This is a genomic window from Methyloversatilis sp. XJ19-49 (assembly GCF_024580145.1).
GTDB lineage: Bacteria > Pseudomonadota > Gammaproteobacteria > Burkholderiales > Rhodocyclaceae > Methyloversatilis.
This window is the reverse complement of the sequence record NZ_JANINI010000005.1, coordinates 58840-72282: the sequence shown is the minus strand read 5'-3', so window position 1 is coordinate 72282 and position 13443 is coordinate 58840. Positions and strand designations below refer to the sequence as shown.

The 13443-nt window shown below is 62.3% G+C and carries 11 protein-coding genes; 4 read left to right on the top strand and 7 right to left on the bottom strand.

Features of this window, described 5'->3' with window-relative positions:
- The 4 genes from NMQ16_RS07680 to NMQ16_RS07665 form a co-directional block, all read right to left on the bottom strand.
- Entirely contained in the window at positions 1–912 is a 912-nt protein-coding gene (locus NMQ16_RS07680; RefSeq protein ID WP_257079946.1) for a transglutaminase family protein, read from the bottom strand.
- A 140-nt stretch (positions 913–1052) separates the two neighbouring features.
- Entirely contained in the window at positions 1053–1868 is an 816-nt protein-coding gene (gene rsgA / locus NMQ16_RS07675) for a ribosome small subunit-dependent GTPase A (protein ID WP_257080126.1), read from the bottom strand.
- 44 nt (positions 1869–1912) lie between these two features.
- Entirely contained in the window at positions 1913–2248 is a 336-nt protein-coding gene (locus NMQ16_RS07670; RefSeq protein ID WP_257079945.1) for a 4a-hydroxytetrahydrobiopterin dehydratase, read from the bottom strand.
- 14 nt (positions 2249–2262) lie between these two features.
- A complete protein-coding gene (locus NMQ16_RS07665) occupies positions 2263–3495 on the bottom strand; it encodes a M48 family metallopeptidase (RefSeq protein ID WP_257079944.1) in 1233 nt (410 codons plus the stop codon).
- A 136-nt stretch (positions 3496–3631) separates the two neighbouring features.
- Here NMQ16_RS07665 and orn point away from each other — a divergent pair, with 136 nt between their 5' ends.
- Together orn and NMQ16_RS07655 are read left to right on the top strand one after the other, a co-directional pair.
- Positions 3632–4180 carry an oligoribonuclease gene (orn, locus tag NMQ16_RS07660; RefSeq protein WP_257079943.1) on the top strand — a complete coding sequence of 183 codons (549 nt, stop codon included), beginning with the start codon at positions 3632–3634 and terminating at the stop codon, positions 4178–4180.
- Between the two features lie 4 nt (positions 4181–4184).
- On the top strand, positions 4185–5798 hold the full coding sequence (locus NMQ16_RS07655) for an NAD+ synthase (protein ID WP_257079942.1): 1614 nt from the start codon (positions 4185–4187) through the stop codon (positions 5796–5798).
- Between the two features lie 33 nt (positions 5799–5831).
- On the opposite strand, the gene NMQ16_RS07650 is transcribed toward NMQ16_RS07655, so the two are convergent.
- The gene (locus NMQ16_RS07650) at positions 5832–6425 is read right to left on the bottom strand and encodes a hypothetical protein (RefSeq protein WP_257079941.1); all 594 of its coding nucleotides are present in this window, start codon (positions 6423–6425) and stop codon (positions 5832–5834) included.
- A 27-nt stretch (positions 6426–6452) separates the two neighbouring features.
- On the bottom strand, positions 6453–7763 hold the full coding sequence (locus NMQ16_RS07645) for a hypothetical protein (RefSeq protein WP_257079940.1): 1311 nt from the start codon (positions 7761–7763) through the stop codon (positions 6453–6455).
- 445 nt (positions 7764–8208) lie between these two features.
- On the opposite strand from NMQ16_RS07645, the gene NMQ16_RS07640 reads away from it, so the two are divergent.
- Together NMQ16_RS07640 and NMQ16_RS07635 are read left to right on the top strand one after the other, a co-directional pair.
- Entirely contained in the window at positions 8209–9510 is a 1302-nt protein-coding gene (locus tag NMQ16_RS07640; RefSeq protein WP_257079939.1) for a hypothetical protein, read from the top strand.
- 144 nt (positions 9511–9654) lie between these two features.
- Entirely contained in the window at positions 9655–10929 is a 1275-nt protein-coding gene (locus NMQ16_RS07635; protein WP_257079938.1) for a helix-turn-helix transcriptional regulator, read from the top strand.
- A gap of 106 nt (positions 10930–11035) precedes the next feature.
- On the opposite strand, the gene NMQ16_RS07630 is transcribed toward NMQ16_RS07635, so the two are convergent.
- Entirely contained in the window at positions 11036–13306 is a 2271-nt protein-coding gene (locus tag NMQ16_RS07630; RefSeq protein ID WP_257079937.1) for a S8 family serine peptidase, read from the bottom strand.
- Positions 13307–13443: the final 137 nt, after the last annotated feature.

The following is a 13443-nucleotide window of genomic DNA, read 5'->3' as shown; positions in this document are numbered from 1 at the left end:
TCAGGCCTGACGCCGTCCGTCCTGCTCGGTCAGTGATCCGCCGCGCGTCAGGTCGGGCGCGGCCGTCGAAATCGCCCGCAGCGCGTCCGAGGCGTCGGACTGCATGTCGCTGGCGTCACACAGCGTCGTGATCTGCAGACGGCCACCCGTCTGCTGTGCCTCGCCCTGCATGCTGATGGCCGGCAGATCGCTGGCGTCACGGCCGGTACCGACGCGGATCAGACGGCCGATCGGCGCCGTGCCGGTCGGGTCGAACAGATACCAGCGATCACCCAGAAACACTTCGATGCAGCAGTGCAGACCGGACAGCCCCTGCGCCGCGCTGCTGCCCGGCCCGGTCACGCTGACCAGCCGCGCCGGGATGTAGAGTGCGCGGCACAGCGAGATGGCGAGATGGGCGAAGTGTTCGCTGGCGCCGCTCTTGTCCAGCAGGGTGTCCATGACCGACTTGTCGGCACCGGCCTGGGCCGGGTCGAAACGGGTGCGGTCGCGCACGCACTCGCACAGCGTGGCCACGCGCGCGTAGCCGGGCTTCATGCGGCCGAAGGTGCGAAAGGCCAGACGGGTCAGCGGCTCGGTCGGGCAGAACGGGCTTTCGTGCAGGAAGGGCAATACATCGAACGGCAGTTCGGCGACGCCGATCTCGGCCAGCGCGGCCGGGTCGGCCAGGTGATGCGTGGTCAGCACGCGCGCCGAGTAGTCGATTTCGAGCGGACCGGGCGGCGCCTGTACGTGCAGTACGCGCTGGCCGAGGCGGCCGTTGACGATGCGGCTGCGCGCACCGAGTGACGACACCAGCGACTCGCCGCTCACCTTCTGCTGGGGTGTGGCGGCGGGCAGGATGCGCAGCGCGAGACTGCCCGCGGTGTCGACGTCGTAACGCAGTGAAACAGTGACGTTCATCCTGGGCATGGGCACGGCTCCGATGGCGATTTGAGGCAACCGGCCGGATGCTAGACGTGCAGAGTGCCCAAGGCTGTAGGACGGGGACTACCTGCTTCGGGGCGGCTGCACGACGGGAAAATGTCCCGGTATTTCGCTCGCTTGCTGGCTCAATACAGCGGCCGCTGCAGTTCGTTCCGCAGGATGCGGTAGAGCGACATGCGTCCCGGGGCGACGTTGTCGCGCAGCGCGCAGTCGGGCTCGCGGTCGTGCGCGCAGTCGCGGAATCGGCACTTGCCGAGCCAGGGACGGAAGTCGACGAAGGCGTATTCCAGCGCCGGCAGGTCGAGGTGCGACAGGCCGAATTCCTGCAGACCGGGGCTGTCGATCAGTTCGCCACCGCCCGGCAGCTCATACAGCCGGGCGTAAGTGGTGGTGTGCTTGCCGGAATCGAGCGCCGCCGAAATCTCGCGCGTTGCCGCCGCGGCACCGGGGATCAGCGCGTTCACCAGGGTCGACTTGCCCATGCCCGACTGGCCGATGAACACGTTCAGTCGGCCCTTCAGATGGCTGGCGAGCATCGACACGTCCTGCTTCGCCGACAGCTCGAGCACCGTGTAGCCCATGGCGGCGAAGCCGGCGAGCTGGGCGCGGGCGCCCGCGAGGCCCTCGGCGAGGTCGCACTTGTTGAGCACGATCAGCCCGTCGACGTCCTGCGCCCCGATCGCAATCAGGATGCGCGCCACCAGATCGGCGTTGAAGCCCGGTTCGGTCGCGGTGACGATCACCACCTGGTCGACGTTGGCGGCGACCGTTTTCTGCTTGAAGGCATCCTTGCGGTAGAGCAGGCTGCGCCGTTCGTGAATGCTCTCTATCCGCGCCTGATCCGCCTGCAGCGACAGCTCGACCCGGTCACCGCAGGCGACTTCGGAACGTTTGCCGCGCGGGAAGGCCTGCAGCACCTGTCCGTCGTCGAGCCGCACCATGTAGTGCCGGCCGTGCGCCGACACGACGCGACCTGCAACGGTGTTCAAAGGTCGCGCATCGCTTCGATGCGGGCGGCGCAGATCAGATCATTGAGGGATACGCCGCGCACGCTGTGCGTCGTGAACACCACGCGCACCCGGTTGAAGCCGAACATGATGTCCGGGTGATGATCTTCGGCTGCTGCCAGTGCCGCCACCTGGTTCACAAACGCGACCACCTGCGCGTAATCGGCGAACTGGAAGTCCTTGGAAATGTGGTTGTCCGCCTCTATCCAGCCCGGCACGCTGCGCAGGTGGGTGGCAAGCGTGTCGCCGGTCAGCCGCTTGTGCGCGCCCTTCTGCGGCGTGCAGTGCTGCTGGGCAAGTTCGTGTGCGTCCATGAGTTCCTGAGGGGTCAGAGCGTCTGCAGTTTCGCCACGCGCAATGCGGCGGGCGGGTGCGAATCATAGAAGCTGGAATACAGCGGATCGGGCGTCAGCGTCGAGGCGTTGTCGCGGTACAGCTTCACCAGCGCCGACACCAGCCAGCCGGAACGCGTCTGCGCCGCGGCGTAGGCGTCGGCTTCGAATTCATGCTTGCGCGACATCAGCGACATGATGGGCGACAGCGGAAAGGAGAACACCGGCATCACGAGCGCGAACAGCATCAGCGCGATCACGTTGCCCTCGCTGCTCACCCCCAGTTGCGCGTAGAACCACGGCTGGTCGATCAGCCAGCCGAGCAGGGCGAAGAAGGCCAGGCTGCCGCCGCCGATCAGCGCCACGCGCTTCCAGATGTGGTGATGCTTGTAGTGGCCCAGTTCGTGCGCCAGCACGGCTTCGATCTCGTCGCCGCCGAGCCGGTTGAGCAGGGTGTCGAAGAACACGATGCGCTTGCCCTTGCCGAAGCCGGTGAAGTAGGCGTTGCCGTGCGCCGAGCGGCGCGAGCCGTCCATGACAAACAGGCCGTCGGCGCGAAAACCGCAGCGCTCGAGCAGGCCCTCGATGCGGCTGCGCAGCTCGCCGTCGGGCATCGGCTCGAACTTGTTGAACAGCGGCGCGATCAGCGTCGGGTACAGCAGCATCGCGGCCAGACTGAACGCCAGCCAGAACGCCCAGGCGTACACCCACCAGGCGCTGCCCAAGCTGTCCATGATCCACAGCACCGCGGCCAGCACCGGCGCGCCGATGGCGGCCGCCACCAGCCCGTGCTTGATCAGATCGCCGAAGAACATGGCGGGCGTCATCTTGTTGAAGCCGAAGCGCGCTTCGATGACGAAGGTGCGGTACAGCGTAAAGGGCAGATCGATCACGCCGGACGCCAGGGTCAGCACGCCGACGAACACCAGGTCGCGCAGCAGGCCGTCGCCGGCAAGGCTGCCGGCAAGGTCGTAGAACCACTGCAGGCCGCCGCCCAGCGTCAGCACCAGAAGCCACAGTGCGCTCACCACCACGTCGGCGCGGGCAAGGCTCACGCGCGCCATCGTGTAGTCGGCCGCTTTCTGATGGGCGTCCAGCGGAATGCTGTCGCGGAAGGCCTGCGGCACTTCGGCGCGGTGCGCCGCGATGTGCGCGCGGTGGCGGGTCGCGAGCCACAGGCGCACGCCGGTGGTCAGCACGAGTGCAAGGACGAATATTTCGGTCAGCATGATGGAGAGCCTCGGGTGGATGCGGTTCCTGTCGGAACTCCGATTTAGACGGAGTCCAGGTCACGTGAGTGTGACAAAATCAGGCCGATCCGCGTTCGGACGAACGCATTAATCCCGCTTGGAAATTTTCTCGATTATGGCACAGGACCCCACCTACCTCGTCTGGCTGGACATGGAAATGACCGGTCTCTATCCGGACAGTGATCGCGTCATCGAGCTGGCCTGCGTGGTCACCGACGCGCATCTCGAAGTGGTCGCCGAAGGGCCGGTGATCGCCGTGCACCAGTCCGACGAGGTGCTCGCCGGCATGGACAAATGGAATACCAGTACGCACGGCAAGTCCGGCCTGACCGAGCGCGTGCGCGCCTCGACCGTCACCGAAGCGGCCGCCGAAACCGAAATGATCGCGTTTCTGAGCCAGTACCTGCCCGAGCGCACCAGCCCTATCTGCGGCAATTCAATCTGCCAGGACCGCCGCTTCCTCGCCCGCCACATGCCCCAGCTCGAAGCCTGGTTCCACTACCGCAATCTCGACGTGTCGGCGCTGAAGGAGCTGTGCAAGCGCTGGCGGCCCGAGCTCGCGGCGCAGTTCAAGAAGGCACAGCGGCACGAGGCGCTGGCCGACATTTACGAATCGATCGACGAACTGAAGTTCTACCGCGAACATTTCCTGCGCATGGAGTGAGGCCATGAGCACCCTCCGCATTGCGGTTGCGCAGATCAACTGCGTGGTCGGCGACCTCGACCACAACGTCCGCCTGATTCTCGACGCCGCGCAGCGCGCGGTGGAGCAGGGCGCCCAGCTGCTGCTGACACCCGAACTGGCCCTGTGCGGCTATCCGCCGGAAGACCTGCTGCTGCGGCCGGACTTCATCCGCGGCTGTGCCGCCGCGCTGGCGCGTCTGGCGGCCGAAGCGCCAGCCGGCCTTGCGCTGCTGGTCGGTCACCCGCATGCGACGGGCGACCGCCTGTACAACGCCGCCAGTGTCGTGCGCGGCGGCCGCGTCGAAGCGACCTATTTCAAGCAGCGCCTGCCCAATTACGAAGTGTTCGACGAACAGCGCTATTTCGACGAAGGCACGGCCCCGCTGGTGGTCGAAGTTGCCGGCGTGAAGGTCGGCGTGAATATCTGCGCCGACGTTTGGGAAGCCGGCGCGCCGGAGGCCGCGGCGGCCGCGGGTGCCCAGCTGCTGGCCGTGCTCAACGCCTCGCCCTACCACGTCGACAAGCCGGTCACGCGCGAACAGGTGCTGGCCGAACGCGTGGTCGCGACGGGCATGCCCGCGGTGTACTGCAATCTGGTCGGTGGTCAGGACGAACTGGTGTTCGACGGCGCCTCGTTCGCGCTCGACCGGCTCGGCCGCCTCGCCTGGTGTGCGCCACATTGCCGCGAACACTTCGCCACGGTCGAATTCAGCGACGGCGACATCGTCGCCCAGCCGTTGCCGCCGGTCACCCCGGTCGAGCAGGACTGTTATGAAACGCTGGTGCTCGGCGTGCGCGACTACCTCGGCAAGAACGGCTTCAAGCAGGCGCTGATCGGCCTGTCCGGCGGCGTCGATTCGGCGCTGACGCTGTGCATCGCCGTCGATGCCATTGGCGCCGAAAACGTCCGTGCGGTCATGATGCCGTCGCCCTACACCGCACAGATGAGCCTCGACGACTCGCGCGCACTGGTGCGCAATCTCGGCGTGCGCTACGACGAAGTGTCGATCGCCCCGGCCATGGCCACCTTCGAGCAGATGTTGAAGCCGCTGTTCGGCGACGCCGCGGCCGACACCACCGAAGAAAACGTGCAGGCTCGCGCGCGCATGGTCATGCTGATGGCGCTCTCCAACAAGACCGGCGCCATCGTGCTCACCACCGGCAACAAGAGCGAAATGGCGGTCGGCTATTCCACGCTGTACGGCGACCTGGCCGGTGGATTCGCCGTGATCAAGGACATCTACAAGACCTTCGTCTATCGCCTGTGCGCGTGGCGTAACAGCCAGCGCCCCGACATCCCCGACAACATCCTGACCCGCGCCCCGTCCGCCGAACTGCGCCCCGACCAGACCGACCAGGACAGCCTGCCCAGCTACGAAACGCTCGACGCCATCATCCAGGCCTACATGGAACGCGACGAATCACCGCGCGAAATCATCGCGCAGGGTTTTGCCGAAGCGGATGTGAAGCGGGTGATCGGGTTGCTGAAACGCAATGAATACAAGCGGCGGCAGGCGCCGCCAGGTGTGAGGGTGACGGAACGGGGGTTCGGGAAGGATTGGCGGTATCCGATTACGAGCGGGTATCGAGATTTCTAATGTTGCATTCAGATTTCAATCTAACTTGAACTGTTAATAATTTTCAACTACGCATCCATAAAGCTTTATTGTGTCAAGGGCGAGTAATGTGCCCGCAAAAATGCATGCTGGCGGTCCGATCGTGCACAGAGATGCTGTTCCAAAAGCCGAACCGAGGAATGACAACAGTTCTGGGGTGCACTGGCGATTTATATTATCACTCTCGTTGGCTGAAACGGCGGTCGATATTGTTGATAACGTGCTTGATGCGATGTGCAGCGTAGAAAGAGCGGCGAACTTCGTTGGATTTGTCATCGAGGTATATTTAACAATTGAAGTAAGATCGTAAATCGAAGAAAAATTGCATAGTCCTGTTGCAATTATCCTCATATCATAGTTTGCTTGCTGTAATTGCAGCGCCTTTGTGAACAGGCCGATGGTAGGAGCAATTTTTTCTTTTGAATTGCCGGCTTCAAAAATGCCAAAAAGATGGCTTGCTATTTCTGTTGCATCTCGTATTGGGTTTAAGTATTCAGTCGGCGAAAAGGCTTTATTTTCGGGTTTGCCATGAATAAAGTCCTGCTCGTGAATACTGTATATAAGCTCAGTCTGTTGATTTTCTGAAATATGGGAAGGTGAATCGTGCATGGCTTACTTTCACACTTGGCTCAGAAATTAGGAATAACGGACGCAATGAAAATACAGGACGACGTGGGTCAGTGCTGCTTTTGGCTGGTGTATTTTTTCAATTGAAATATTCCATTTTCCATTCGGGTTGTGATTAAAAAGGCTTTGAATTCCGAAAATCGTTCTTTGGGCGTGGGATGAATGTTTTATTGCCTCAATTTTTTCGGTAACTTGAGAGGGCGATTGGATGGCTGCTCTTAAAAGAGTCTCATTGTCCTCGATCACCCAAGCACTTATTCCACGAAGGTACGAATTGTTTTCCTTCAAAACTTCGATTGCAAGATTTGTGTTTTTGTCTTTTATTGCAATTATTGCCACGTGATCGTCATTTCTTTCTGAGTGAGATAATGTCTCGAGAAAAGTATTGACTTCAATTGACCAAATATCGATGGCGTCAAGAAATTCAATTGTATTTAAATCAATGTTTTCTGGCAATGTTGAAGGTCGAGTGGCGGAAAATTCGGGTGACAACACTCTATCTAGTCCGTTATTTATGGCGATTGATTTATTTATAATTAATTGCTTTATATGATGATACTTTGTCAACGTTGACGAAATTCTTCTGGCGTAGTCGAAAGCCCCGCCTGCTTGTCCGGCGGACTTTTTTCTTAACAGGAGTTCCTCGTTCAATAACAATTTTCTTTCTAATGAATTAAATTGGTTTTCTTTTTCTTTCACACGCTCTACCGCGGCGAGATATGTGTGGCCGATTGTTTCTGCTTCGCTTTCGTATGTGTTTCTCAAGATTGCAGATTCAACAGTTATACGGTGTTGATAAGTTTTCTCTACCTTTTCTGTCATATCTGCAACTCTTCTGCCTCGCTCTCTTAACGTTGCGTGATGGTCCTCGTTTGTTCCGCCATAATATTGGAGGGTGGTGATGTCCTTTTTTAAATTAATTATTTGTTCTGATGTACTGCCATCGTAATGGCTGTTGTTTAACGCTTGATACTTATCACGTCGACTCTGTTCGTGTTCTTTTTTTTGTCTAATTGAATTCAACTCATTTGTCGTGGCATTTACTGCGCATTTGGCTGCTTTAACCTGATAGTTTAGCTCTTCGGTTTGTGATTGCCCTGCAATAATTTCTTGTGAAAAGTTGAATTCCGATGCGCTAAGATCTCTGAAGTCCTTTCGAACCGCCATTGCGTACTCAATGTCGGCTCTTAATGATGTAGCCAGTGGCTGTACTTGATAGTCAGAAAAATGTGGTTGGGTTCCAAGCGTTTTTTGTTGATTTGAAGGGGTGTTTTTCAACGTGGCGACAAGCGCTTGGTCGATCGTGAGAACTAAAGGCATATTTTTCCCCATAAGATTTTTAAACTACTCTCCCCGTGTGTAACGCCCTACAGACGCTTAAGGCCTGGTATGCGCGCAATCCATATTTTTTCCGATTCATTCATGCTTGCTCTTCTAGAATAGTCAGGCACTGCATATTGCGCGCTGCACGTTCGGAGCATGTCTTCAAACACTCCGCATTTCGCCGGCTGAAATTCGAAACCTCTCCACTTTTTAACGGCATGTCGATTACCTCTCGTGAAGAAATCTAGACTTCGACCACAACCAATTCATCCCCCATATTGGGTAAGTCCCCACCGTCGTACCCAACCCAAGCTACGCAACCCATCGTCTCCCCCATCCCGATGAGATACACATACCCCGACCGCATGTAACATCATGTAAGCATCGTTCCCGCCACCATGCGGCGCGGCCTTGCGTGGTCGATGCGTCGTTCGGAGGTGTCATGGAACAGGGCTCGGAGCTGGACGAGGTTGTTGCGCGGCTTTATGAGGCAGGCGCCGGCTTGGCCGGCGTGAGCTGGGCGCAGGCGCTGGCGGGAGTGCAGTGCTTACTCAAAGCGCATGCGGTGGTGCTGCTGGCCATGGACGTTTCGCGGCGCGCGCTGCTGTTTCATGCCGAGGCGGGCGATGCGCCGCCGGAGGCGCTGCTTGATTACACACGCAGCTATCACATGATCGATCCGCGGTTGGCGCGTTTGCTGCCTACGGCAGTTGGGCGATGGGCGCATTGTCATGAGGTGTTCGACGACGCATTCGTCGCAGCCGACCCCTTCTATCAGGAGTTCCTGCTGCCCTATGGCGGACGCTGGAGTAGCGGCATCAAGCTGATGCAAGACGGGGATGTGGCGGTGATCTTCGCGGTGACACGGCGGCTGGATCAGGGGCCGCTGGTGGGCGACGCGTTCGTGCTGTGCGAACGGCTTGCCTGGCATGTCACCAAGGCGTATCGCCTCAATCAGCAGCGCGTGCCGCCGGACGATGGCCCGGGCGTTGCGTCGGCCGCGCTGCATCAGCTCAGCGTGCCGGTGTTCCTGCTCGATGGCGGATGCCAGGTCAGATTTTCAAACCGCAGTGCGGGCTCGCTTTTGTCTGGCGGTGGCGCGCTGTACGCGCTGGACGGCCGTCTGGCCTTGCGGCATGCGGACAACGACCGGGCCTTACTCGCGGTGGCGAAGTCGCTGTACGGCCAGGCGGGTGACGACCGCTTTCCGGCCAGTGCCTATCTGCCGCTGGCGGTGAGCGGCCACGAAGGTGTGGCGCAGCCCGAGCGGAGCCGCGTGCTCGGCATGATGCTCAGTTCGCTGCTGCCCGAGCGCACGATAGGCGCTTTCGGTTTCAAGCCTTCCTTGCTCGCGGTGGCCCATGTGCTGCATGGCGCGTCGGCGCCCGATCCGGCGGTCGTGGCCAGTGCCTTCGGACTTACGCGGGCGGAAGCGCGGATCGCCATTGCGATCACGCTGGGCCTGTCGGTGGAACAGATCGCGGAGCGCCGCTGCAAGGCGGTGAGCACGATACGCAGCCAGGTGAAGTCCATGCTCGCGAAAATGGGCTGCACTCGTCAGAGCGAGGTGGTGAGCCGTGTGCTTTCATTGCCCTTGATGTTCCTCGGCATGCGGTGCGACGGCGAGACGGCACACCGCCCGCGCCGGCCGACCAACGAGGCCGCAGCGCACGCTCGTGCGGTTGCGCTCGGCCCGAACCCGGGCGCGCGGCGTATGCGCACCGCACCCCGCGGAGGCGCCTGAGCAGAGCAGGGCTTGCGTTCGGCATCGGAAATTGAGCTCCGACCATAGTGGCGGCACCAAGCAGGCCAGCCACCGGCTGCGCCGGCGTCGATGTATGCGCGGTGATGCGAGCGGGTACGAGGTGATGGGGCGTCGGGAGGTGTCATGGAGCAGGGAGCCGAACTGCATGCGGTCATCGAGCAGCTTTATCGCGCCGCGACCGGAAGTTCGGAGGCGACCTGGGCGTACGCGCTGTCAGAGGTGAAGCGCGTGGTACGAGGCCACACGGTTGCGCTATGCGAAATCGAGGTGTCACGGCGTGAGCTTGTGTTCCATGCCGAAGTTGGCGACGTGCCGCCCGAGGCGCGGCGTGCGTTCAAAAGACGAGTCCGCCAGGGTGATCCGCTGCTGACGCGTCTGCACACAACGAGCCCGGGATGCTGGGTTCACTGTCCTGAACGGGTCGTCGATGCAGTCGTTTGCAGCGAGCCCCTCTACAAGGCATTTCTGCCGCCCGATGAAGGACGCTGGGTCAGTGGCATCAAACTGATTGCGAGCGGTGACACCGCCGTCAGTCTGTTGGTCACACGGCGCGCAGAACTGGGGCCGCTGGCAGGAGATGACGTCCTGGCCTGCGACCTTCTTTCCTTTCACATCGCAAAGGCCTACGCGTTTGCGCAGTTGCACGCGCGGCTCGGACGCCAGCATGCGGCTGCTGAACTCGTGATGCAGCACCGCGGTTCGCCGATCGTTCTGCTGGATGGCGAGTGCAGGGTGCTTTTTGCAAACCGGCCCGCACGCTCGCTGATGTCGTCTGGTTCAGCGTTATCAGAGCGTGAAGGTCGCGTTGCGCTCGCACACGCAGAGGACGACCGGGCCTTGCGAGCATTGGCCGACAGGCTTTATCGTGAGGCGGACGCTGCGCGATTGTCGGCCGGATCTCCTCCCACGTTCGCTGCCAGCGAACATGTCGGTATCGCGCGGCCGGCTGGGTTGCGTGTCGCGGGCATGACGCTGATGCTGTTGCAGGATAAGGAGACGTCGGCTTTCATTTCGTGTCCGGTGCTGCTGGCGGTGGTGCATGAACTGAAAGGCGATCTTCAGACAGACTCGAGCATCCTGGCCAGCGCTTTTGACCTGACGAGAGCGGAAGCGAAGGTGGCCATGTGCATTGCACAGGGCATGCCGGTGGCGCTGATCGCCGAGCTGCATGGCTTGGCACTCAGCACGACACGGCGCCTGGTGCAGTCCGTGAAGGCAAAGCCGAACGGCATCCGGCTGGTCGAGGTGATCAACCGTATGCGATCCATCCCGTTCATGTTTTTCGGTCTGCGGTGGGATGACGAGGACGGTACGGCAACAGCGGCGTTTTCGCCGCGTCGTCCTGCTCCGCACTTGCCGCACGCGTCCGGAATGTTCGCACCGGATGACTTCGCCTGAAGCCTGGAGGTGACCCGTCACCTTGATGGCTGCCGGATCGCCGGGGTCAATCGGGTTGTGCCGCGCAGGCTTGCGCGCTTGAGCGGCGTGCGCCTGCCCCGAGTGCTCAACGACCGCGCCGCCAGACACTCCCCGCCAGCGCCGCGGCCAGCCCGACCAACGCCCACGCCGGCAGTGGCACATCGCCGTCGTTCGGAGTGCTGGCGGTCGCAGCGGTGACCACGAAGCTCGCGCTGACGGGTATGGCGGCGAGCCACACGTCGTTGCCGGACTGGCTGGCCTGCACGGTGCAGGTGCCGGTGGCGAGCAGTCTGGCCAGATTGCCGGCGGTGCTGCACACGGTCGGTGTCAGGCTGGTATAGCTCACGGCAAGCCCGGAACAGGCGCTGGCGGCGAGCGCGACTGGACCGGCGTCGAGGGCGGTGGTGGCGGAAGTCGGGAAGGTGATGGTCTGAGTGCCGCGCGCCGGTTTGATGGTGAAGCCCAGGGTGACCGAAGGGGCGGCGAACCAGTCGCCGTTGCCGGCCTGACTGGCAACGATGCTGCAGGTGCCGGCGGCGATCAGTGTGGCGGTGCTTCCGCTCACGCTGCAGGTAGCCGGTGTGATCGACGCGTAAGTCACCGTGAGGCCGGAACTGGCGAGCGCTTCCAGCGCGACACTGCCCTGGTCCAGCCACACATCGCCCGGCGACGGGAACACGATGGTCTGTTCCGCGCGTTCGTCGAAAGCGAGGTTGAGCACGATGCTGCCGGTGGCGGCTGCGAAGCCATCGACCGCGATGCGGTAGGTCGTGCCGGCTGCGATGATGAGCTCCAGCCTGCTCTGCGATCCGTCGCCGCTGTCGTCGTCGCTCGCCTGCAGCGTGAGCGAGGCGAGCGCGCTGCCGGTATAGACCGCAAGCATGGTGTCGAAACTGCTGCCGTTCGTGTCAAGCGTGAGCACGCCGGATGCCGGCGCGGTCCAGGTCCACCACAGCGAGCGCGTGGCGGCGGTACCATCGTGCGCCGGCTCGCCCGGTTCGCTGCTGGCCAGGGTGTTGCTGCCGCTGTTGCTGTCGGCCGTGCCGCTCAGTGCGCGGGCGGCGGCGAAGGCGTCATTGCTTTCGGTGCCGACGCCGGCCACCGCGGCGCCCACGGCCAGACGCGGGCGCTGCAGGCCGTTGCGCGCATCGGTGATCATGGTTCCGCCCAGCGTGAGCCGGCTTTCGAGCTGGGCCGGCGTGTCGAGCGGGAAGCGCTGTTTCAGCACGGCCACCGCGCCCGCCACCATGGGCGCGGCGAAAGACGTGCCGTCCAGCGTGTTGCCGCTCAGGGTGAGTACCGAGCCCGGCGCGAAAAGGTCGAGCGGCTCGCCGCTGTTGGAATAACAGGTCACCTTGTCCGCCGCGGTCGTGCTGTCGGTGCAGCTGCCGAAGGCGCGCTGGCCGACGTTGGCGTCGTAGGTGGCGCCGACCGCTACGGCGTTGGCGACGCAGGCTGGTTCGGCAACACCGCTCGTGTAGCTGTCGTTGCCGGCGGCGATCACCACCACCAGCCCGGCGTTGCGTGCCCGGCGCACGGCGGCGACGTAGGGCGTCAGCGTGCAGGCGCTGGCGTTTTGCTGGGTGTCGCCCAGACTGAGGTTCAGCGCAGCGATGTTGTAGGTCGCGCGCTGCGAAATCGCCCAGTCCATGCCCTCGATGACGTCGGAATCGAAGGCGCCTTCGGGCTCGAACACGTCGATGGCAACGATGGAAGATTGAGGCGCGACCGCCAGCGCCGTCATCGCAACCTTGCTGCCGTGGCCATCGGCATCGCGCGCATTGTCTTCGACCGCCGCTTCGTATGCCGCGACCACCCTGCACGTGCCGGCGGGCACGCCGACCGCCGTGCAGGCGCCGAACGGCGCCAGTGTGTAATCGACACCGGTATCGAGCACCGCCACCGCCGTGCCCGCGCCCGGATACCCCGCACTGACTGCCGCCGGCTGGCCGATCAGCGGCAGCGCCTGCGCGCCGATCGCCTTGCGTTGCTTGTCCATATATACAGCGGCGATCCGGTCGTCGCTCCGCAGTGCGCGCAGCGCATCGGCATGCTTCAGCGTGAGTGCCAGCAGGGGCATCGTGCTGTAGCGGCGGCGCACGCTGACACGGTCCGCCGGCAGCGCGGCGATCACAGCCGCCTTCATCGTGTCGCGCCGCCGCTGCACCGTGCTCGACATCCGCACGCTGTCGTCGTCGATCAACTCGACGATCACCCGCGGCGCCTCGCCGCGTTCAAGCGCCGCGGCCACGTCGGCGTCGACGTGGCGCGGAGCGGCGTCGGCTGTTGCGGCGGCAAACACCAGAAGCATTCCGGACACGGCAACCGGCCACGACAGGCGAAGCCTGGGTGACATCACGCTGCATGTTGAGCCGAGTGCCATCAATCGCGTGCCTGTGCTGTTCTTCCGGCATCCATTTTATGGACCAAAGATTTCAGTCACGCTTGCCAGTGCGACCCCGGACATCCTTTGGTCAGTGCGCGCTCGCTAGA